Raw genomic sequence first — 21,304 nt, forward strand, 5'->3', positions numbered from 1 at the left:
TCGCCATTATAGGGACGGTGCGTGTCACGCCGGCAGCGCGTTCTCGTCCTTTTTCCGGGCGTCGCCGTTCGGCAGCAACTGGCAGGCGAGCAGGCCGGCCAGCATCAGCGCGCAGCCGACGAGCGCGCGCAGCGTCAGCGTTTCGCCGAGCGCGGCCCAGCCGGCGAGCGCCGCGAACACGCCTTCCATGCTGAAGATCACGGCCGCGTGCGCGGGCGCCGCGTCGCGCTGCGCGACGACCTGCAGCGTATAACCGACGCCGACCGACAGCAGCCCGCCGTACAGCAGCGTCGGCAGCGCGCCGCGCAGCATCGCGACGCTGACCGGCTCGACGGCGACGCCGACCGCGAGGCACGCGATGCCGCACACGAGGAACTGCAGGAACGCGAGCACGAGCGGATCGTGCCGTTTCGCGAGATGGCCGACGGCCATCACGTGCGCGGCGATGATGACGGCGCCCGCGAGCTGGAACCAGTCGCCGTAGAGCACCGAGAAATGCTCGTCGATGCTGAGGAAATACAGGCCGATCGCCGCGAGCAGCGCGCCGAACCACGTGCCCGCGCCGATCCGGTGGCGCGCGAACACGCCCATCAGCGGCACGATCACGACGTACAGCGAGCTGATGAAGCCGGCGTTGGCGATTCGCGTGTATTGCAGGCCGAATTGCTGCAGCGAGATCGATACCGCCAGCAGCCCGCCGAGCACGACGCCCGGCAGCAGCAACGCCGGTTCGCGGCGGATCGCCGCGCACTGCGCGCGCGACGCCGCGTTGAGCATCAGCAGCGGCACCAGCACCAGCGCGCCGAGCAGGAAGCGCAGCCCGGTGAACAGGAACGGCCCGATCACGTCGAGGCTCAGCCGCTGCGCGACGAAAGCCGAGCCCCAGATCGCGGCGGCGGCGAGCATCAGCAGGTTGGCGCGGAGGTGCTGGCGGGCTTCGGGCTTCATCGGAATTCTTCTGGAGATTGCGGACGGCGAAACCCGCTAGTTTACGCCGAGATTGCAAGGCTGTCGGCGAACCGGTGCAGCGCGGCCGCGGCCCGGGCGTCGCGTACGCGCGAATACAGCACGACCTGCGATTGCGGCAGCGGCGGCAGCCCGAATTTCGCGCCGACGTCGACCAGCGTGCGCGGTGCGACGCGCCGCGCGAGCGGGCAGACGGCGAGCCCGGCCGCGGCCGCCGCCGTGACCGCCGCGACGCCGCCGCCGATGAAGCGTTCGCGCCACGGCCGCGCCGCACGGTCGAGCGCGCGCAGCGCGGCGGCCCGCACGCCGCACGGGCCGGCCAGCACCGCGAGCGGCAGCGGCTCGCCCGCGCGCGGTGCCCAGTCCGGTGCGGCGAGCCAGGCCAGCGGTTCGGTGAACAGCAGCGTGCCGTCTTCGCGCGGCGGATCCTCGCCCGGCTCGTGCCGCACGATCGCCGCGTCGAGCCGGCGTTCGTCGTATTGCGCGAGCAGGTTCGTCGACGTCCCGAGATGCATTTCCAGCGACAGCCCGGGGTCCTGCCGGTGCAGGCTCGTGAGCACCGCCGGCAGGTCGGGCACCGCGACGTGCTCGCTGACGCCGAGCGACAGGCGATACGTACCGGCCGAAATCGCGCCGAGCGCGTGCTCGTGCGCGTCGAGCAGCGCGCGGGCGGCCGGCAGGAAGTTCTCGCCGTCGGCCGCCAGCTTGACGACGCGCGGCGTGCGCGCGAGCAGCGGCTTGCCGAGGTGGGCCTCCAGGCGCTTCAGCTTCAGGCTGACGGCCGATTGCGTGGTGCCGAGCGCATCGGCGGCGCGCGTGAAGCTGGCGAGATCGGCGACCAGCACGAATGCACGGACCGCATCGAGATCGAGTACTTTCATTTCAAGTGTAAATGAATGAAATATCCGTCAATGACTGTTCATTATAGTTCGGCGCACCTAACCTGATGTCGTGTTTCCGTTTCTTCCACGTCAACTTCACCGACAGGAGCAGGACCATGCCATTCACCCGTATCGCCGTACGCGAAGGCAAACCGGCCGCCTACCGCGCGGCGCTCGTCGACGGCGTGCATCGCGCGCTGATGCAGACCTTCAACGTGCCCGAGGACGACATCTTCATGGTCGTGACCGAGCATGCGGCCGAGAACTTCGTGTACGGCCGCCATTACCTCGACATCGAGCGCAGCGACGATCTCGTGATGATCCAGATCACCGCGAACAACACGCGCACCCTCGAGCAGAAGCGGGCGCTGTACCGGACGATCGCGGAGAACCTCTCGCAGCAGCCCGGCGTGCGCCAGCAGGACGTTTTCATCAGTCTCGTCGAGGTGCTGAAGGAGGACTGGTCGTTCGGCAACGGCCTCGCGCAATACGCCGTTTGATATCCGACAGGCGACAGGGCCAGATCGCCGCCGGCACGATTTGACGGCGTGTACTATGGAAGCTGCTTCACGGGCGACGCCGGCGGGGTCGATGCGCCGGCGATTCTTCTTGTGCAGGAGCCTTCATGTCGCGTGTGCTGGAAATCGTGTTGTCGCTGTCGCTGGAAGGGTGGCCGGTCAAGCCCGCGGGTCGCGCCCGCGGCACGCAGCGCGACTTCGGCGCCGAGCTCGTGCGCGCGTGGCGGATCTGCCCGCAGGTGCGGATGCGGCGGGGTCATGAACGCGTGACGATCGAGCCGTGCCAGATCGAGGAGGCCGAGGCGAGCCCCGGCGCAAGCTGGTGGACCTGGGTCGAATCGAACGCGCACGGCAGGCGTGTCGTCGCGTCGCGCACGAAGGCGTTCGCGCCCGGTGTCACCGAGCGCGAACTGTTCGACGCGGAACATGCGGGCATCGTCGTCGCGATGCCGCTGCCCGTACCCGTGGCGACGGTCGCCGCCGATGCCGATGCACCGACGGACGAAGTCGACGGCGTCGCGCCTGACGCCGCCGCGCCCCCGGCGGCGGGCGAGCAGCCCGATGCGCCGGCGCTGCGCCTCGTCAGCGAACGGCGACGCGGGCGGTGGGCCGACGACAGCGGCGTCGTGGTCGAGATGACGCTCGACGACATCACGCTGTCCGGCGGCGGCGAGCCGCCGCGCCGCTACGTTGAGTTGCGTCTTGCCGCACCCGACTGGGAAACCGTCGCCGCGCGCACGGCCGCGCTGCACGCGCTGTTTGCCGCGGCGCGCGAGCTGAGCGGCGCGTGGCCCGCCTTCGTGCAACTGACGAGCGTGATCGACCGCGCCTGCGCGGGCGGCCCGGTGGCCGGCGGGCTGGTCAAGGCGCAACCGGTCGACCTGACCGGCATCCGCACGCAACGCGCCGCGCTGTTCGCGCTGTCCGGCGACATCACCGCGCAGTGGCTCGGCAACGAGGGCGGCGTGCTCGAGCGCGACGATCCCGAATTCGTCCACCAGATGCGCGTCGCGCTGCGCCGTCTGCGCACGCTGATGCGCTTCTTCCCGCGTTTTGCCGACCGCCAGTGGCGCGACACGCTCGGCGTCGACCTGCGCTGGCTCGCCGGGCTGCTCGGCACGGTGCGCGACTGGGACGTGTTTTCGACCGAAAGCCTGCCCGCGCTGATCGCGGCCGACGGCGGCGACGGCGACTGGGACGGCACGCTCGACGCGGCACGCGCGCAGTCGACGACCGCGCGTGTCGAGCTGCGTCAGGCGTTGCATTCGGCCCGCTACGCGCGGCTGACGCTCGGCTGGCTCGAATGGCTGAGCACGCTCGCGCTGCCGGCAGCCGAGGGCGGCGACGCGCCGCCGCTGCGGCGGCATGCGGCCAAGCGCGTGCGCCGGCTGTTCGGCCATCTCTATGCGTCGCCGTCGCTCACGTCGCTCGATACGGCCGCGCGCCACCAGGTGCGGATCGATGCGAAGCGGCTGCGCTATGCGCTCGAATTCTTCGCGTCGCTGGCGTCGCGCCGCACGCGCAGCGAGACGGTCAAGACACTCACGCGCGTGCAGGGCGTGCTCGGCGAAGCGAACGACGCGATGGTCGCGCTGCATCACCTCGAGCAGTTGTCCGCGCCGCCGTACCAGCTCGGTTTCGTGCGCGGCTACGGCGCGGCGCTCGAACAGCGCGCGGCGCGCGACGCCGAGGCGCTGCTGGCCGGCCTGCGGCCGCCGAAGCTCGACGGCAAGCCGGGCCGAGCGGCGCGCTGACTATAATGACCGCCCGTTTCCCGTACGCCGCCCGATGACCGACGCACCGCACGCTTCCCCGTCCGCCGAACCGCTCGAACTGGGCGGCGAGCTGTGGCTGCGCGCCGGCGAGCAGACGCTCGGCGGCGCGACGCGCATCGCGCTGCTCGCGGCGATCGGCGATACCGGTTCGATCACGCGCGCGGCGAAGGCCGTCGGCCTTAGCTACAAGGCCGCGTGGGATGCGGTCGACACAATGAACAATCTTGCCGGCGAACCGCTCGTCGCGCGTTCGACGGGCGGCAAGGGCGGCGGCGGCACGACGCTGACGCCGCGCGCGACGTCGCTGATCGCCGCGTTCCGCACGATCGAGCGCGAGCATCGCCGCTTCATCGAGGCCGCGAGCGCGGCCGTCGCCGGTTTCGACGTCGACTGGGCGCTGATCGGCCGGATCGGGATGAAGACCAGCGCGCGCAACCAGTTGTTCGGCAAGGTTGCGTCGATCGTGCGCGGCACGGTCAACGACGAGGTGACGCTGACGCTGCCCGGCGGGCAGCCGGTCGTTGCGGTGCTCACGCACGAAAGCGCCGAGGCGCTCGGCCTGCGCGAAGGCGCGGAGGCCTGCGCACTGGTGAAGGCGTCGTGGGTCGTGCTGGCGGTGGACGATGGCGGGCCCGACCTGAAGGTGTCCGCGCGCAACCAGCTGAGGGGCCGCGTGGAAGCCGTCGTGGCGGGTGCGGTGAACAGCGAGGTGACGCTGGCGCTCGACGGTGGCGGGACGCTGACGGCGGTTGTCACCCACGACAGCGTCGCGGCGCTGCAACTCGACGCGGGCCGGCCGGCGATCGCGCTGTTCAAGGCGTCGAGCGTGATTCTCGCGGTGACGGGCTGACGCAGCGGCTCGGGCGGCGCGCGTCGAAGATCGCGCGACGGACGGGGCGAAGCCGGCGTCGCACGGCACGTGCACGGCACCGACTTCGTTTCCGTTTTCAGCCGGTGCCGCGCCGCGAGTTTCTCTCAGGCGCCCACCCGCGTGCCGCGACCACGGCCTCGCGCGCTCAGCTGACGCGCGTCGGCCACCCGGCGTGCGGCGGGGCCGCCTGCACGCGTCCTTCGCTCAACTGCACGACCTGGTCGCCGAATGCGGCGACGTCGTCGGGGTCGTGCGAGATCAGCACCATCGGGATATCGAGCCGCGCCTGCAGCTCGGCGAGCTCGTGGCGCATGCGCTGGCGCATCGCGCCGTCGAGCGCCGCGAACGGCTCGTCGAGCAGCAGGATCCGCGGCTGCGCGACCAGCGCGCGCGCCAGCGCGACGCGCTGCTTCTGCCCGCCCGACAACTGCGACGGATACTGCCCCGCGAGCGTTTCCAGGTCGAACGCGCGCAGCCAGTACGCGACCTCGGGCGGCACCGTCTTCGCGCGCGGATTGCGCAGCCCCGACGTGAGCCCGAACGCGATGTTCTGGCGCACGTTCAGATGCGGAAACAGCGCGTAGTCCTGGAACAGGTAGGCGACGCGGCGGTCGCGGGTCGGCACGTCGATGCGGCGCGCGGCGTCGAACAGCGCCTCGCCGTTCAGCGTGATCGCACCTTCGTCGGGCGACAGCAGTCCGGCGATCGCCTGCAGCGTCATGCTCTTGCCCGCGCCGGACGGCCCGAACAGCACGACGCGCTGCGTCGTCGCGGTGAACGACACGTCGAGCGTGAAGCGGCGCTCGGCGTTTGCGTAGGTCTTGCGGATGTCGACGATGAGGCTCATGCGGCCCTCCGCCGCAACGATCGGGCCGCGGAGCGAGACGGACGGCGCATGCGCTTCATGTCTGCTGGCTCCGTCGGGCGCGCGACGGCACGAGCCAGCCGGTCGCGAGCAGCACGAGCATGCAGGTGATCGACGTCACGAGCACGAGGAAGTTGGCCGTGTGGTCGTCGCCGGCCTGCACGGCCGCGTAGATGGCGACCGACAGCGTCTGCGTGCGGCCGGGCAGGTTGCCCGCGATCATCAGCGTCGCGCCGAACTCGCCGAGCGCGCGTGCGAACGCGAGCAGCGCGCCCGCGAGAATGCCGCGCGTGGCAAGCGGCAGCGTCACGCGGAAGAACACCGCGACCTCGCCGAGCCCGAGCGTGCGCGCGGCGCGCTCGAGATGCGGATCGACACCCTCGAACGCGGCGCGTGCCGACTTCAGGATCAGCGGAAACGCGACGACCATCGACGCGATCACCGCGCCTTGCCACGTGAAGACCAGCTCGATGCCGAGATCGTCGAGCCACGCGCCGAACACGCCGCGCCGGCCGAGCAGCACGAGCAGGTAATAGCCGAGTACCGTCGGCGGCAGCACGAGCGGCAGCGTCAGGATGGAATCGACGACATCGCGCAGCGGCGAGCGCCAGCGCGCGAGCACGAACGCGGCCGCGACGCCGAGCACGATGTCGAGCGCGGTTGCCCAGCCGGCAACCTTCAGCGACAGCAGCAGCGGTACCCAGGCGTCTTGCATCGCGCGCCGCTCACTTGCCCGCGGGCTTGAAGCCGAACGTCGACAGCACGGCCTGGCCCTGCGGCGACGCGACGAAGTCGATGAACGACTGCGCCTGCGCGGCGTGCCGGCTGTCCTTCACCACGGCGATCGGGTAGGTGATGGCCGTCCTGGTCGGCACCGTCAGCGCGACCTTCACGCGGCCCGGCATGATCGCGGCGTCCGTGCCGAACACGAAGCCCGCGTCGACCTCGCCGCGCGCGACGTAGTCGAGGCTCTGGCGCACGTTGGCGGCCAGTACGCCCTTCGCGCTGACGGCGTCCCACACGCCGGCCGCGCGCAACGCGCCTTCGGTGTAGCGGCCGACCGGCACCGATGCCGGGTCGCCGTACGCGATGCGCTTCACGCCGGGGGCCGTCAGGTCGTTCAGCGACGCCGGTGCCGCCGTGCGGCTGTCCGCCGGCACGATCAGCACGAGCGAGTTCGCCGCGAAATCGCGGCGCGTGCCGGGCGCGATCACCTTTTCGTCCACCGCGCGATCCATCGCCTTCTGGTCGGCCGACGCAAACACGTCGGCCGGCGCCCCCTTGGCGATCTGCTGCATCAACACGTCCGACGCGCCGAAGTTGAACAGCACCTTGGTGTCCGGGTGCTGCTTCTCGTACGCCTCGCCGACGGCCTTGAATGCATTCGTCAGGCTGGCGGCCGCCGATACGACCAGTTCGTCGGCGGCGGAAGCGGGCGCGCTGAACGCGACGCCGGCGGCGGCAAGCGTGGCGATCGGCAGCAGGCGGAGCAGGGTGCGGCGAAGCGGACGGACGGTCGGGCGCATGGCGGATTCGTTTTTGAATGGGTGGAAACCGTAATCGTAATATAGGGCGGGTTATAACGCTCGACATACCGCTCATGCGACGGCGCGCATGAAATGGTCAGACCTGGAACGGGGCGGCCGGGCGGCCCGTCACGTGCGCAGCGCGTGCGCCGATGATTCGGTGCGCTGCAGCGACGACGGCTGCGACGCGGGATGGTAGTTCGGGTTGGCCTTCCAGCGCGCGCGGACGAACGGGCGCTCGTGGCCGGACAGTTGCAGCGCGACCTTGGTGACCCAGCGATGCGACGGCACCGTGATGCCGTGCAGCGCGACGGTGACGATCGCGAGGCTCGCGACGACCGCCGGCACCGACCAGCGGTGCGGCACCGCACGCCACGAGCCGGCAATGAACGCGAGCGCGGCGATCGCGCCGACGATGCAGCCGGTGATCGATTCGGACGGCGAATGCGCGTCGAGTGCGACGCGCGACACGCCGACCGCGATGCCGGCCGCGAGCCCGAGTGCGATGCCGGCGATTCTCACCGGCGTGCGCGTGCGGATCAGCGCGAGGAAGATCGCGACCGGATACACCGACGTCGACAGCATCGCGTGGCCGCTGAACCCCGTGAAATCCCACGCGCGGATGCCGATGCCCCAGCCGAGGAACGCGATCTTCGTGAGCGCCACCACGCCGATCGCGGCCGCCAGCACGGCGAGCCATGCGGCCGCGCGCCGCCACGAGTAACCGAGCGCCAGCCAGACGGCGATCGTGATCGCGAGCGGCAAGGTCAGGCCGGCGCCGCCGAACGCGGTGATCATGATCCACAGGTGAGACGACAGGGCGAACATCGGGACGGGGACGGACGAAGGCGGGGAGAATGCTTAAATCAACGCGCGAGCCTGAAAGAACGACTACAACGGATACAAGCGGCGAAACCCCAGTATAGCGCCGCGTGTGCATGCGGCCCGTTTTTTGCGCCGCCGGGAACGACGCGCATGCAGGAAAAATCCTGGAAACAATGTTATGGTGCATTGCACAAAGTCGAACGATGCATCCGTTGCGGCGCCTTCATGGTGCCCCTATTTTTCCTGACTGCGAGCCCGATCGATGACCAAAAGTCTGACCAAGGTGTGGCTGGGCGGCATGAAACGCATGCTCTCTCCGGCCGCGAAGCGCGCGGCGCGCGATGCACAGCGCATCACACGCGACGCACTCGAGGCTGCGGCTTCTCCCGCCGCATCCGATCTGTCCCCGCCACGCGAATCGCGCGTGCGCCCGCGTGCCGCCGCATGGGCGGCGGGCGAGTGGACGCGCGGCGAATACCCGATGGCGCCCGCGCTCGGGCGCCTCGTCCAGCATCTCGCGTACGGCCTGTATGTGCCGCCCGGCCGCCGGCGCGGCGCGATGCCGCTCGTCGTGATGCTGCACGGCTGCCAGCAGTCCGTCGACGAATTCGTGCAGGGCACGCGGATGAACCTGCTGGCCGACAAGCACGGATTCGCGGTGCTGTATCCGGAGCAGTCGCTGCGGGCGCACGCGCACGGCTGCTGGCACTGGTATGAAGATACCGACCGTGCGGGCCGCGGCGAGGCGAACGCGGTGGCTTCGCTGGTCGATGCGCTCGTCGACGAACACGGTTTCGATGCGTCGCGCGTCTACGTGGCGGGGCTGTCGGCCGGCGCGGGGCTCGCGTCGCTTCTTGCGCTGCACCATCCGGACCGCTTCGCGGCGGTGGCGCTGCACTCGGGCCCCGCGCTCGGCGAGGCGAATTCCGGCATCACGGCGATGGACGTGATGCGGCGCGGCCTGCGGCAGAACCCGGCCGCGGTGATCGACGCCCTGGTCGATGTGGCCGCGTATCCCGGCATGCCCGCCCTGATCGTCCAGGGCGACGGCGATCACGTCGTCGCGCCGAAGAACGCCGACCAGCTGACGGTGCAGTTCATGCGCCTGAACGGGCTGGCCGATGCCCGCGGCGCACTGCGCGGCGGCGAGCGCGTCGAGACGCGCGAAGCAGGCGCGCAGATCACCGACGTCTGCCGCGACGGCGAGCCGGTCGTGCGGCTTTGTCACGTAAAAGGGCTCGATCATGCGTGGGCCGGCGGCGACGAAGCCGTGGCGTTTCATGCGGCGGTCGGCCCCGATGCGAGCGCGATGATCTGGGCTTTTTTCGAGGCGAATCAACGGACTGTGGCGACCGAACGACGCATCGTCTAAGCAACGCTGGCCAAAGCCTAGGGTTTTCCCTATAATTCGGGAAAACCCTAGTCCAAGACCATTGAAAGCGAGATCGCCATGTACCTGCTGAGCCACCTCTTCCTGATGCTGACCAAGAACGCCGAAAAGGCCGCGAAAGAGCGCGCCGACGCGTACCTGGCCGATGCCACCGACATCTACGATCTCGAATTCCGCATGCGCAAGATCGATCGCGAAGCGGCGATGAATCGCCCGTACTCGATCGGCTCGCGCTAAGCAGCGCAGGCGGGCACGCTGGCCCGCCGTTTCGACGAATCGCGCAAAAGGGCGCGTGCGGCAAGTGGCCGCACGCGCCCTTTTTGCGTGGGCGGTCCTGCGTCGCGTCAGACGACCGTCAGGCGCACCGGCACGTTGTTGCGCGTGGCGTTCGAATACGGGCACACGTGGTGGGCCTTTTCGACCAGTGCCTGCGCGTCGGCCTTGTCGAGGCCGGGCAGCGATACGCGCAGCTCGATGTCGAGCCCGAAGCCGCCGGCGTCGTTCGGGCCGATGCCCACTTCCGCCGTGACCTGCGTATCGGCCGGCAGCGCCTGCTTGTTCTGGCCGGCGACGAATTTCATCGCACTCAGGAAACAGGCCGAGTAACCTGCGGCAAACAGCTGCTCCGGATTCGTGCCTTCCGCACCCGTGCCGCCGAGTTCACGCGGCGCGGCCAGCTTCACTTCCAGCTTGTTGTCGGCGGAAACCGCGCGGCCGTCGCGGCCGCCCGTGCTCGTGGCGCTGGTCTTGTACAGAATGTTCATCGTGCAGCTCCTTGTCGGGAAAAGAGGAAAAGCGGTCCGGTCAAACGGGATGTCGCCGGCCACGCACAAAATATAGAACACTAATCATTAGTGTGCAAATGAAATTTGCAAGAAAAACCCGGCAGCGCCGGGCCGGTCGGTCGGCGCGCGCGTATCAGCGTTCGTTGGCGGCCGACAGCGCGTCGCGCAACTGCTGGAGGTCGGCGCGCAGCCGGATCAGGAATTCGGGCGTCTGCTGCATGGCGCAAAAGAGATCGGCGGGCACCGAGCGTGCGCGATCCTTCAGTGCGCGGCCCTGCGGCGTGACGCGCACGTTCACGACGCGTTCGTCGGCTGCGCTGCGCACGCGTTCGATGTAACCGAGCGCCTCCAGCCGCTTGAGCAGCGGCGTGACGGTCGCCGGGTCGAGATCGAGCCGCGCGGCGATGTCCTTCACCGCGATGTCGTCGCGTTCCCACAGCACGAGCATCGCCAGATATTGGGGATAGGTCAGCGACAGCTTGTCGAGCAGCGGCTTGTACGCCTTCGTCATCGCGTGCGAAGTCGAGTACAGCGCGAAGCACAGTTGCTCGTCGAGCGTCTGGGGCAGGGCGGGTAGGCGGTCCATGAGTCGAAGGGCGCGGTAGACGCGCAAACAATTTGCACGCAAATTATTTTGCGCGCAAAAAATCGCATTGAACAGGGGGCGCCCGGCGAGGGTTTGCCGGTAGTGGAGGCGGGAAAGGGGGAGATCGGCGGTGCGCCGGGTGGCGACCCGGCGCGATGAACGGCGTGCCGGCCGGCGCCGTGCGCCGGCCAGGGGTGTCAGCGGCCCGACGTGGCCGTCGGCGCGCCCGGCTCCTGCACGCCGAAGCAGCCGCGATAGGTCGCGTAGAACGAGCAGTACAGCATCGTGACGATGATGATCGTCACCGGCATCATGATCGTCAGCGCGTAGGCGCCGGCGCCGAGCGCCTGCAGCAGCAGCGACAGCGCGAGCGACGTGCCGAGCGCGACGGCGAACCACAGCATGCCGTACACGACGAACGCGCCGCGATTGCGCCAGCAGCTGACGACGCTGAAGAACAGCGCCTTCGCGGGCGGCACGTCATGCCATGCGACCAGCACCGGCGCGAACCAGAACAGCATCGCGACCGGCAGATAGAGCAGCGTCGCGAAAAACAGCGCGCCGAGCGTGCCTTGCGCGGCCAGCGATTCCGGCGTCGCGCTGGCTTCGTCGGCCGCGCCCATCATCACGTGGAACAGCGCGCCGCCGTCGACGAACGACGAAGCGGCGAACACCAGCACCATCGACGCGACGTAGATCAGGCCGAGCACCAGCAGCCGCTGGGTCGCGACGGTGCCGTACGAGCGGAAGCCGTCGACGAGGATCGTCGGCATCACGGGTTTGCCGGCCACCGTGTCGCGGCACGCGGCCATGAAGCCGACCGCGATGCCGGGGATGAAGACCAGCGGCAGCGCCGAGCCGATCACGGGCACCATCGACACCAGCGTGATCGCCAGCAGGTACGTGAAGAACAGCGTGATGAAGGCGAGCGGATTCCGGCGGAACAGCCAGACGCCTTGACGGAACCAGACATAGCCCGTTTTGGCGGGCACTTCGATCAGTTGCATGCGGTTTGGATCTCGGGAAGCGCGGGCGTATGCGCGATGCGCTCGCGCAGGATGCGTTCGAAATGACCGGGGTCGTGCGGCTTGAGCATCTCGGCCGCACGCGGCAGGTAGAAGTCGTACAGGCGCGATACCCAGAAGCGGTACGCGCCCGCGCGGAGCATGTCGCTCCAGTGGCGCCGCTCCTCGGCCGTGAACGGTCGCACGGTCTGGTACGCGCGCAGCAGCGCATCGGCGCGCGCAGCGTCGAGCACGCCGGTCGCGAGGTCGACGCACCAGTCGTTGACCGTCACCGCGACGTCGAACAGCCACTTGTCGCAGCCGGCGAAATAGAAGTCGAAGAAGCCGCCGAGCCGCACGTCGTGGCCGGTGCCGGGCGCCGCGTGCGCGAACAGCACGTTGTCGCGGAACAGGTCGCAATGGCAAGGGCCGGCCGGCAGCGCCGCGTAGTCGTCCGACGCGAAGAAGGCCGCCTGGTGCGCGAGCTCGCCTTCGAGCAGCGCGCGTTGCGCGTCGGTGATGAACGGCACGATCGCCGGCACGTTTTCCTGCCACCACGGCAGGCTGCGCAGGTTCGGCTGGTGGTTCGGATAGTCGCGCCCGGCGAGGTGCAGGCGCGCGAGCATCTGCCCGACCTCGATGCAGTGTTCGACCCCCGGCGCGAGTTCCGCCGCGCCGTCGAGCTTCGTGACGATCGCGGCCGGCTTGCCGTGCAGCTCGCCGAACAACGCGCCGTCGTCACGCGGAATCGGGTCCGGCACCGGCACGCCGTGGCCGGCCAGGTGGCGCATCAGGTCGAGGTAGAACGGCAGCTGTTGCGCCGAGAGCTTTTCGAAGATCGTGAGGACGTACTCGCCGCGCGTCGTCGTCAGGAAGAAATTGCTGTTTTCGATACCGGACGGAATGCCGCGGAACGCAAGCACGTCGCCCAGTTCGTAGTGGCGCATCCATTGCGCGAGATCGGAGTCGGAAACAGCAGTGAAAACGGCCATGCGGGATGCGTCAGGTCAGGGTGTCGGCACGCGGGCGGCGTGCGTCGCGACAGCAGGTGAAGGGAGGCGGCGCGCCGCGAACGATGCGGCGGGCCACGGAATCAGTAGCGCAGATTCAGCGACGGCAGCCGCGTGATCGGGATGCCCGCGTCGTGCGGCTTCGGCGACGTGTCCGGCGTCGAGCTCATCTGGTAGCGCGTGCCGAAATTCGACTTCACGTCGATCTCGACCGGCTTGCCGCGGTCGCGGTACTCGGTGACCTCGGTGCCGTTCTTGCTCTTTTCGTGGAAGCTCGGCGTGCGGCGGATGTCCGCGAAGTCCACTTTCGACGTGACTTCGGCGCCCGGCCGGTTGATCTTGCGGAGATCGGGCAGGCCGGCGGCCTCGTTGGCCTCGGCCCGGGCCTGCGCGTCGGCGTCAGGCGTGCCGCCGGCGGCGTAAGCGGCGCTGGCGGCGGCAAACGCGGCGGCAGCGACGACGAGAATGAGCGGCTTCATGATGAGTCTCCAGTGAACCTACCGATTTTAGCAAATACTGCGCGCCATCCGGCCCTGGCGTGCGCAGGGCCGGCCACAAGGGTGACCGGGTTCCGTGGTAATGTCGTTCGATCAGACGAGGTGATGAAAATGAAGAACGATTTGAGCCGCCGGCACCGCGTGCTGTCGCCCGACAGCCCGTCGGTCGAGGCTTTCGACGACCCGATCGCCGCCGTTGCGCGGCTGTCCGCGATTTACGACACGAATACCGGTTTCCTGCGCGACGCCTTCGCGCGCTATCGCCGCCACGAACCGATTACCGAGCACGTGCGCGCGTGTTATCCGTTCGTGCGGATCCGCACCGACGTCAACACGCACGTCGATTCGCGCCGCTCGTACGGTTTCGTCGCGGGCCCGGGCGTGTTCGAGACGACGGTCACGCGCCCCGATCTCTTCGCGAACTACTATCGCGAGCAGTTGCGCCTGCTGTCGAAGAACCACCATGTCAAGATCGAGATCGGCGTGTCGTCGCAGCCGATTCCGATTCATTTCGCGTTTCCGGAAGGCATCCATCTCGAGGGCGAGCTCGACCGCGACCGCCTGCTCGCGATGCGCGACATCTTCGACACGCCCGACCTGTCGTATCTCGACGACCGTATCGTCAACGGCACGTTCGAGCCGGCGCCGGGCGAGCCGCATCCGCTCGCGCTGTTCACGGCCGCGCGCGTCGATTTCTCGCTGCACCGGTTGCGTCACTACACGGCGACGTCGCCCACGCACTTCCAGAACTACGTGCTCTACACGAACTATCAGTTCTACATCGACGAATTCGTGAAGCTGGGCCGCACGGTGATGACGGAAAGCGACGATCCCGAGGTGCGCGCCTACCGCAGCCAGTACAGCGCGTTCGTCGAGCCGGGCGATGTCGTCACGTACAACGCGAACCTCGGCAGCGAGCCGTCCGAGGGCGCCGCGCCGCCGCGCCTGCCGCAGATGCCCGCCTATCACCTGAAGCGCGCGGACGGCAGCGGGATCACGATGGTCAACATCGGTGTCGGTCCGTCGAACGCGAAGACGATCACCGATCACATCGCGGTGCTGCGTCCGCACGCGTGGGTGATGCTCGGCCACTGCGCGGGGCTGCGCAACACGCAGCGTCTCGGCGATTACGTGCTCGCGCACGGATACGTGCGCGAGGATCACGTGCTCGACGACGACCTGCCGCTGTGGGTGCCGATTCCGGCGCTGGCCGAAGTGCAGCTCGCACTCGAGCGCGGGGTGGCCGACGTCACGCGGCTGGAGGGCGCGGAACTGAAGCGCGTGATGCGCACGGGTACGGTCGCGAGCGTCGACAACCGCAACTGGGAACTGCGCGATCATCGCGAGCCCGTGCAGCGGCTGTCGCAGAGCCGAGCGATCGCGCTCGACATGGAAAGCGCGACGATCGCCGCGAACGGCTTCCGCTTCCGCGTGCCGTACGGCACGCTGCTGTGCGTGTCGGACAAGCCGCTGCACGGCGAGCTGAAGCTGCCGGGCATGGCCGACACGTTCTATCGCGGGCAGGTCGACCAGCATCTGCAGATCGGCGTGAGGGCGATGGAGATCCTGCGGACCAACGGGCTCGACAAGCTGCATAGCCGCAAACTGCGGAGCTTTGCGGAAGTGGCGTTTCAGTGACGTAAATGCCGGCCCCGGCCAGGATGCGCGTCGCGATGGTCGACGCAACCGCCTACCGGGGCACGGCCGCTTTCCTTCTGTCAACCGCCGTCAGCGCACGACGCCGGCAGCCGGTTCGTGAAACCCGTTCCGATCCATTTCCCGCATCGAATCGCGCACGGCATCGACGACCCGGCCCGCATCCGCGCGCCGCTTGGTCGCCAGGCGTTGTTCCCCGAGCGCCCGCAATGTCGCGCCACCGAAATACTCCATGATGTCCGGCAGGCGACGCACCGTGCCGCGGCTGCCCCAGCAGCCGTCGTCGATTTCCGTTGGAAAGACCCACACGCGTGTCGCGACGGTGTCGACCGCCGCGCCTTCCGCGCGTGCGACGGCGGCGGTCACGTCGGCGATCAGTGCCGCACGCGCGGCGTCCGTGTACTGTCCTTCGGGCACGGTCGGCACGATCCGGTAGAGCGGCGCAGGCGCGACGGCACCGGCGCGATATACGGCCGCCGGCCGATGGACGAAGATCCAGGTCACGTCCCGCACACGCGGATCGTCGGGATCGAGTCCTTCGTGACGGATCAGTGTCCCGGTCAGCTCGTTCATCAGTTGCGCTTCGGCGTGCGGCGCGAGTGCCCCTTCGGGGAGGGTGACGTCGATCATCGGCATGGCGGTGTCCTGGTTCGGTGGAGGCGGCGTCGCTCCGGTTCCGGCGACGTGAATCCAGTGTATGAACCGCATGCCGACGCGCGAAGTGGCGAAACTGCCATTCGACGATGCCATTCCCGACAGCGTGTCCCGCGCCCCTTCCAGTCGGGCTAGCGCGCGAAACGACGACGATATTCGCCGGGAGAAATACCGGTTTCGCGCTTGAACAGTTGCCGGAAACCACTGATGTCCGCGTACCCGACGCGTTCGCATACCGCATCGATCGCGAGCTTCGTTTCCGCGAGCAGCCGCTTCGCGACTTCGATCCTGAGCGTCTGCAGATACCGGAGCGGCGGGGCGCCGACCGCATCCCGGAAGCGGCGATGCAGCGTGCGTTCGCTCATCGCGACGTGGTCGCTCAACCGCGCGAGGCTGAATGGCTCGCGCAGATGCTTTTCCATCCAGCGTTGCGCGCGCGCGATGGCCGGATCGTCGTGTCGATGGTGGCCCATCCGGTCGAGGTCGATGAACGAGTCCTGCGAGTCGCGGTTCACGTCGATCAGCATGAGCCGGGCGACGGACGCGGCCAGGCGCGCGTTCGCCAGCTTGTCGACGACCCGCAGCGCGAGAGTCTGGTACGACGTGACGGCGCCGCCGCACAGGATGCCGTCCTGTTCGGTCAGGACGTCCGACGCGCGTAGCGCCACGTCCGGATAACGCGCGCGGAAGCTCGAGGCTTTCGACCAGTGCGTCGTGGCGACGCGGCCGTCGAGCAATCCGGCTTCCGCGAGCAGGAACGCGCCGGTGCAGTACGTCGCGATCAGCGTGCCGCGCGCGTGTTGCCGGCGCAGTGCATCGAACAGCGGGGCGAGCGGTGCGGGCCGGTCCAGCAGCCGGTCGAGATCGGCGACGAACGGACCCGTGAGCCAGATCGCGTCGGCGCGGCTGCCGCCGTCGATTGCGCCGTCGACCGGAAGGAGCTGGCCGGAGGCCGTGCGCACGGGCCGTCCATCGACCGATTCGACGCGCCAGCGGAACGGCGCGGCCGCGTGGCCGGGCGGCATCGATGACGCGAGATGGTTGGCCGCCGTCAGGATGTCGGTCGGCGCGGCGATGCCGGATGCGAGGGCGTGGTCGACGGCCCAGATTCGGATGAGCGGCATGAGTGGCGGAAGGGGCCCTGGACGAGGGCAATCCTACCATTCGGCCTCATGCGATATCGGCTGCCGAAAATCAAACGGCCGCCCGGCGATGAAGCGCGCGGACGGCCGTGCGTAGCGGGTGAACGTGCAGTGTCGCTCAGCACTCGCCCTTTTTCGCGTGTCCCGGCGGGCAGTGATAACCGCGACGATCGTCATGACCGCGATAGCGCTGGTGCTCTTCCCACTCGCGACGCTCCCAGTAGCGGCGGCCGTCCCAGTAGCGGTCGCCATGCCAGCCGACGATGACCGCCGGCGCCGGGGCGACCACGACGGGCGCGGGCGCGACGACGACCGGCGCGGGCGTGCCGATGTTGACGTCGACGTTGACGGCATGGGCGAGGCCGGACAGCGAAAGGCCGAGGCCGGCGAAAGCGAGGGCGATCAGCGAGCGTTGCATGTTCTTTTCCGTGATGTCGTTGTAAAGAGGCCGGCACGACGCGATGGAAGCGAGGGGGATCGTTCCACCGGGGGGAACGCCGCGCCGACAGAATGCAGTGTGCGGGCACGCGACGGAAAAGGCGAGACGGGTTTGTTACGGAGGGTTGCCGGCCGGCAGCGGCGGGGTGCGGGTATGCGCCAGCGCCATTTGACAATGGCGAGCCGCGGGTGCGGACAGGCGCTCCGCAACGTGGCACGCGGGCCGTGCGAATTTGACATTCGGCGGCACGCGGCCGCAAAGCGGGATTAACGGTGCGTTACAAACTGACACGCGGCAGGCAGCCGAGGCGCCGCCTGCCGCGTGGCGAACCGCACGCCGGCCGTCGGGCCGGCGGCTGCCAAGGATGCGTTACAGATAGAACATCCGGTCTTCTTCCGGCCGCGGCGGATGACCGTCGTCGTCCGAACCCTCTTCCTCGCCGCTGTCCTCGTAGAACGCGAGCACCGCGTCGAGCACCTGGTCGGGATCGTCGATCACCTGCATCAGATCCATGTCGTCCGGATTGATCAGGCCCATCGGGATCAGCTGGTCGCGGAACCACTGCAGCAGCCCCTTCCAGAACTCGCTGCCGACCAGAATGATCGGCACGAGGCGCGACTTCTTCGTCTGGATCAGCGTGAGCACTTCGGACAGCTCGTCGAGCGTGCCGAAGCCGCCCGGCATCACGATCACCGCATCCGAGTTCTTCACGAACGTGACCTTGCGCGTGAAGAAGTGGCGGAAGCGCAGCGAGATGTCCTGGTAGTGGTTGCCGGCCTGCTCGTGCGGCAACTCGATGTTCAGCCCGACCGACGGCGCCTTGCCGGCGTGCGCGCCCTTGTTCGCGGCTTCCATGATGCCGGGGCCGCCGCCGGAGATCACGGCGAAGCCGGCGTCGGACAGCTTGCGCGCGATCTGCACCGCGAGCTTGTAGTGCGGCGTGTCGGGTTTGAGGCGGGCAGAACCGTAGATGCTGACAGCCGGGCGGATCTCCGACAGGTACTCGGTCGCCTCGATAAACTCTGCCATAATCGTGAACATCTGCCACGATGCGCGCGCCTTCTTGGCCGTCGCGCGTTCTTGATCTGCGAGCGAACGCAGACTCGGAATCACTTTTCTCTTGTTCATAATGCCTGAAGAACGAAATCTGGAAGGTAAGACCCTGCTATTGGTTGACGGTTCGAGCTATCTGTATCGGGCTTACCATGCGATGCCTGATTTGCGTGGCCCTGGCGGGGAGCCGACCGGAGCGCTCTACGGAATCATCAACATGCTGCGCCGTATGCGCAAGGAAGTCAGTGCAGAGTATAGCGCTTGCGTGTTCGATGCAAAGGGCAAGACGTTCCGTGACGACCTTTATGCCGACTATAAGGCAAACCGTCCGTCGATGCCGCCCGATCTTGCATTGCAGGTCGAGCCGATCCACGGCGCGGTGCGCGCGCTCGGCTGGCCGCTGCTGATGGTCGAAGGCGTCGAGGCTGACGACGTGATCGGCACGCTCGCGCGCGAAGCCGAGCGGCACGGGATGAACGTGATCGTGTCGACCGGCGACAAGGATCTCGCGCAGCTCGTGACCGACCGCGTCACGCTCGTCAACACGATGACCAACGAAACGCTCGACCGCGACGGCGTGATCGCGAAGTTCGGCGTGCCGCCCGAGCGCATCATCGACTACCTCGCGCTGATCGGCGATACCGTCGACAACGTGCCCGGCGTCGAGAAGTGCGGGCCGAAGACGGCCGTGAAATGGCTCGCGCAATACGACAGCCTCGACGGCGTCATCGAGCACGCGGGCGAGATCAAGGGCGTGGTCGGCGACAACCTGCGCCGCGCGCTCGATTTCCTGCCGCTCGGCCGCAAGCTCGTGACCGTCGAGACGGCCTGCGATCTCGCGCCGCATCTCGAGTCGATCGAAGCGTCGCTGAAGAGCGACGGCGAAGCGCGCGACATGATGCGCGACATCTTCGCGCGCTACGGCTTCAAGACCTGGCTGCGGGAAGTCGACAGCGCGCCGGCGGAAGGCGGCGGCGCCGATGCGCCGGAAGGCGAGCCGGCACCGGTGGTGGCGGCCGACATCGTGCGCGAATACGACACGATCCAGACCTGGGAGCAGTTCGACGCCTGGTTCGCGAAGATCAACGACGCGAAGCTGACCGCGTTCGACACCGAGACGACCGCGCTCGACCCGATGCTCGCGCGCCTCGTCGGCCTGTCGTTCTCGGTCGAGCCGGGCAAGGCCGCGTATCTGCCGGTCGCGCACCGCGGCCCCGACATGCCCGAGCAACTGCCGATCGACGAGGTGCTCGCGCGCCTGAAGCCTTGGCTCGAATCGGCCGACCGCAAGAAGGTCGGCCAGCACCTGAAGTACGACGCGCAGGTGCTCGCGAACTACGACATCGAACTGAACGGCATCGAGCACGACACGCTGCTCGAATCGTACGTCGTCGAATCGCACCGCACGCACGACATGGACAGCCTCGCGCTGCGTCATCTGGGCGTCAAGACGATCAAGTACGAAGACGTCGCGGGCAAGGGGGCGAAGCAGATCGGCTTCGACGAAGTGGCGCTTGCGCAAGCCGCCGAATACGCGGCCGAAGATGCGGACATCACGCTGCAGCTTCATCACGTGCTGTATCCGCAGGTCGCGCGCGAGCCGGGCCTCGAGCGCGTGTATCGCGAGATCGAGATGCCGGTCTCGCGCGTGCTGCGCAAGATGGAGCGCACGGGCGTGCTGATCGACGATGCGCGGCTGCACGCGCAGAGCACTGAAATCGCGACGCGCCTGATCGAGCTCGAAGGGCAGGCGTACGAGCTGGCGGGCGGCGAATTCAATCTCGGCTCGCCGAAGCAGATCGGGCAGATCTTCTTCGAGAAGCTGCAGTTGCCCGTCGTGAAGAAGACGCCGAGCGGTGCGCCGTCGACCGACGAAGAGGTGCTGCAGAAGCTGGCGGAGGACTACCCGCTGCCGAAGCTGCTGCTCGAGCATCGCGGGCTGTCGAAGCTGAAGTCGACCTATACCGACAAGCTGCCGCGCATGGTGAACCCTTCGACGGGGCGCGTGCACACGAACTATGCGCAGGCCGTCGCGGTGACGGGCCGCCTCGCATCGAACGACCCGAATCTTCAGAACATTCCGGTGCGCACGGCCGAAGGCCGGCGCATCCGCGAGGCGTTCATCGCGTCGCCGGGTCACCGGATCGTGTCGGCCGACTATTCGCAGATCGAACTGCGGATCATGGCGCATATCTCCGGCGACGCGTCGCTGCTGCGCGCGTTCTCGCAGGGCGAGGACATCCACCGTGCGACGGCCGCCGAGGTGTTCGGCGTGACGCCGCTGGAGGTCAATTCCGACCAGCGCCGGATCGCGAAGGTGATCAACTTCGGGCTCATCTACGGGATGAGCGCGTTCGGCCTCGCGTCGAACCTCGGCATCACGCGTGACGCGGCGAAGCTCTATATCGACCGTTATTTCGCCCGCTACCCGGGCGTCGCGCAGTACATGGAGGACACGCGCTCGCTGGCGAAGGAAAAGGGCTACGTCGAAACCGTTTTCGGCCGCCGCCTGTGGCTGCCGGAAATCAACGGCGGCAACGGCCCGCGCCGCCAGGCGGCCGAGCGCGCGGCCATCAACGCGCCGATGCAGGGCACGGCCGCCGACCTGATCAAGCTGTCGATGATCGCGGTGGACGACTGGCTCACGCGCGACAAGCTCGCGTCGCGCATGATCATGCAGGTGCACGATGAACTGGTGCTCGAGGTGCCCGACGACGAGCTGTCGCTGGTGCGCGAGAAACTGCCGGAAATGATGTGCGGCGTCGCGAAGCTGAAGGTGCCGCTCGTCGCCGAGGTCGGTGCCGGCGCGAACTGGGAAGAGGCACACTGACGCACCCCCATGCGGTTCGCGTTTCCCGCGG

At 68.3% G+C, this 21,304-nt stretch carries 22 protein-coding genes; 7 read left to right on the plus strand and 15 right to left on the minus strand.

The genetic code is table 11. The features are described from left to right. Window positions 1–24: 24 nt before the first annotated feature. Both HWX00_RS10045 and HWX00_RS10050 read right to left on the minus strand, forming a co-directional pair. The gene (locus HWX00_RS10045; protein ID WP_175028384.1) at window positions 25–948 is read right to left on the minus strand and encodes a DMT family transporter; all 924 of its coding nucleotides are present in this window, start codon (window positions 946–948) and stop codon (window positions 25–27) included. Window positions 949–989: 41 nt separating this feature from the next. Continuing rightward, the gene (locus HWX00_RS10050) at window positions 990–1,847 is read right to left on the minus strand and encodes a LysR family transcriptional regulator (RefSeq protein ID WP_175868104.1); all 858 of its coding nucleotides are present in this window, start codon (window positions 1,845–1,847) and stop codon (window positions 990–992) included. A gap of 116 nt (window positions 1,848–1,963) precedes the next feature. On the opposite strand from HWX00_RS10050, the gene HWX00_RS10055 reads away from it, so the two are divergent. The 3 genes from HWX00_RS10055 (at window position 1,964) to HWX00_RS10065 (ending at window position 4,990) form a co-directional block, all read left to right on the plus strand. Further along, window positions 1,964–2,347 (plus strand): tautomerase family protein, encoded by a 384-nt coding sequence (locus tag HWX00_RS10055; protein ID WP_034185719.1) that lies wholly within the window; start codon window positions 1,964–1,966, stop codon window positions 2,345–2,347. A gap of 125 nt (window positions 2,348–2,472) precedes the next feature. Then, window positions 2,473–4,119 (plus strand): CHAD domain-containing protein, encoded by a 1,647-nt coding sequence (locus tag HWX00_RS10060; RefSeq protein WP_175028187.1) that lies wholly within the window; start codon window positions 2,473–2,475, stop codon window positions 4,117–4,119. Between the two features lie 34 nt (window positions 4,120–4,153). Continuing rightward, window positions 4,154–4,990: a TOBE domain-containing protein gene (locus HWX00_RS10065; RefSeq protein WP_175028186.1), complete on the plus strand. Its 837-nt coding sequence runs from the start codon at window positions 4,154–4,156 to the stop codon at window positions 4,988–4,990. Between the two features lie 166 nt (window positions 4,991–5,156). Here HWX00_RS10065 and HWX00_RS10070 read toward each other — a convergent pair whose 3' ends face one another. The 4 genes from HWX00_RS10070 to HWX00_RS10085 all read right to left on the minus strand — a co-directional run bounded on the left by HWX00_RS10070 (window position 5,157) and on the right by HWX00_RS10085 (window position 8,230). Further along, entirely contained in the window at window positions 5,157–5,858 is a 702-nt protein-coding gene (locus tag HWX00_RS10070; RefSeq protein ID WP_175028185.1) for a sulfate/molybdate ABC transporter ATP-binding protein, read from the minus strand. A 55-nt stretch (window positions 5,859–5,913) separates the two neighbouring features. Beyond that, window positions 5,914–6,591, minus strand: a complete 678-nt coding sequence (gene modB / locus HWX00_RS10075; RefSeq protein WP_175028184.1) for a molybdate ABC transporter permease subunit — start codon at window positions 6,589–6,591, stop codon at window positions 5,914–5,916. Between the two features lie 10 nt (window positions 6,592–6,601). Next, window positions 6,602–7,402, minus strand: a complete 801-nt coding sequence (modA, locus tag HWX00_RS10080; RefSeq protein WP_175028183.1) for a molybdate ABC transporter substrate-binding protein — start codon at window positions 7,400–7,402, stop codon at window positions 6,602–6,604. Between the two features lie 129 nt (window positions 7,403–7,531). Further along, window positions 7,532–8,230 (minus strand): phosphatase PAP2 family protein, encoded by a 699-nt coding sequence (locus HWX00_RS10085; protein WP_175028182.1) that lies wholly within the window; start codon window positions 8,228–8,230, stop codon window positions 7,532–7,534. 259 nt (window positions 8,231–8,489) lie between these two features. Here HWX00_RS10085 and HWX00_RS10090 point away from each other — a divergent pair, with 259 nt between their 5' ends. Then, a complete protein-coding gene (locus HWX00_RS10090; protein WP_049028950.1) occupies window positions 8,490–9,599 on the plus strand; it encodes an extracellular catalytic domain type 1 short-chain-length polyhydroxyalkanoate depolymerase in 1,110 nt (369 codons plus the stop codon). A 78-nt stretch (window positions 9,600–9,677) separates the two neighbouring features. Next, the gene (locus HWX00_RS10095) at window positions 9,678–9,854 is read left to right on the plus strand and encodes a DUF3563 family protein (RefSeq protein ID WP_069245880.1); all 177 of its coding nucleotides are present in this window, start codon (window positions 9,678–9,680) and stop codon (window positions 9,852–9,854) included. Window positions 9,855–9,961: 107 nt separating this feature from the next. On the opposite strand, the gene HWX00_RS10100 is transcribed toward HWX00_RS10095, so the two are convergent. The 5 genes from HWX00_RS10100 to HWX00_RS10120 all read right to left on the minus strand — a co-directional run bounded on the left by HWX00_RS10100 (window position 9,962) and on the right by HWX00_RS10120 (window position 13,481). Continuing rightward, window positions 9,962–10,381: an organic hydroperoxide resistance protein gene (locus HWX00_RS10100; RefSeq protein ID WP_034185184.1), complete on the minus strand. Its 420-nt coding sequence runs from the start codon at window positions 10,379–10,381 to the stop codon at window positions 9,962–9,964. 154 nt (window positions 10,382–10,535) lie between these two features. Beyond that, a complete protein-coding gene (locus tag HWX00_RS10105; RefSeq protein WP_059558420.1) occupies window positions 10,536–10,988 on the minus strand; it encodes a MarR family winged helix-turn-helix transcriptional regulator in 453 nt (150 codons plus the stop codon). Window positions 10,989–11,185: 197 nt separating this feature from the next. After that, window positions 11,186–11,995 carry a BPSS1780 family membrane protein gene (locus HWX00_RS10110; RefSeq protein WP_034185728.1) on the minus strand — a complete coding sequence of 270 codons (810 nt, stop codon included), beginning with the start codon at window positions 11,993–11,995 and terminating at the stop codon, window positions 11,186–11,188. Further along, entirely contained in the window at window positions 11,986–12,984 is a 999-nt protein-coding gene (locus HWX00_RS10115) for a homoserine kinase (RefSeq protein WP_034185729.1), read from the minus strand. Before HWX00_RS10115 ends, HWX00_RS10110 begins: the two co-directional genes overlap by 10 nt. A 101-nt stretch (window positions 12,985–13,085) precedes the next feature. Then, window positions 13,086–13,481: a hypothetical protein gene (locus HWX00_RS10120; protein ID WP_021160838.1), complete on the minus strand. Its 396-nt coding sequence runs from the start codon at window positions 13,479–13,481 to the stop codon at window positions 13,086–13,088. Window positions 13,482–13,610: 129 nt separating this feature from the next. Between HWX00_RS10120 and HWX00_RS10125 the strand changes: the two genes are divergently transcribed. Beyond that, window positions 13,611–15,137 carry an AMP nucleosidase gene (locus tag HWX00_RS10125; RefSeq protein WP_034185973.1) on the plus strand — a complete coding sequence of 509 codons (1,527 nt, stop codon included), beginning with the start codon at window positions 13,611–13,613 and terminating at the stop codon, window positions 15,135–15,137. Between the two features lie 90 nt (window positions 15,138–15,227). On the opposite strand, the gene HWX00_RS10130 is transcribed toward HWX00_RS10125, so the two are convergent. The 4 genes from HWX00_RS10130 to HWX00_RS10145 all read right to left on the minus strand — a co-directional run bounded on the left by HWX00_RS10130 (window position 15,228) and on the right by HWX00_RS10145 (window position 18,518). Then, window positions 15,228–15,791 (minus strand): Tautomerase enzyme, encoded by a 564-nt coding sequence (locus tag HWX00_RS10130; RefSeq protein WP_049030339.1) that lies wholly within the window; start codon window positions 15,789–15,791, stop codon window positions 15,228–15,230. Window positions 15,792–15,940: 149 nt separating this feature from the next. Beyond that, complete coding sequence (locus tag HWX00_RS10135; protein ID WP_175028181.1) at window positions 15,941–16,933, minus strand: GlxA family transcriptional regulator; 993 nt, start codon at window positions 16,931–16,933, stop codon at window positions 15,941–15,943. Window positions 16,934–17,069: 136 nt separating this feature from the next. Beyond that, window positions 17,070–17,369, minus strand: coding sequence for a hypothetical protein (locus tag HWX00_RS10140; RefSeq protein ID WP_175028180.1), 300 nt, complete (start codon window positions 17,367–17,369; stop codon window positions 17,070–17,072). Between the two features lie 390 nt (window positions 17,370–17,759). After that, window positions 17,760–18,518 carry an LOG family protein gene (locus HWX00_RS10145; RefSeq protein ID WP_034185732.1) on the minus strand — a complete coding sequence of 253 codons (759 nt, stop codon included), beginning with the start codon at window positions 18,516–18,518 and terminating at the stop codon, window positions 17,760–17,762. A gap of 1 nt (window position 18,519) precedes the next feature. Between HWX00_RS10145 and polA the strand changes: the two genes are divergently transcribed. Further along, window positions 18,520–21,273, plus strand: coding sequence for a DNA polymerase I (polA, locus tag HWX00_RS10150; RefSeq protein WP_175028179.1), 2,754 nt, complete (start codon window positions 18,520–18,522; stop codon window positions 21,271–21,273). Window positions 21,274–21,304: the final 31 nt, after the last annotated feature.

It is taken from the genome of Burkholderia seminalis DSM 23518, assembly GCF_902832885.1.
Classification (GTDB): domain Bacteria; phylum Pseudomonadota; class Gammaproteobacteria; order Burkholderiales; family Burkholderiaceae; genus Burkholderia; species Burkholderia seminalis.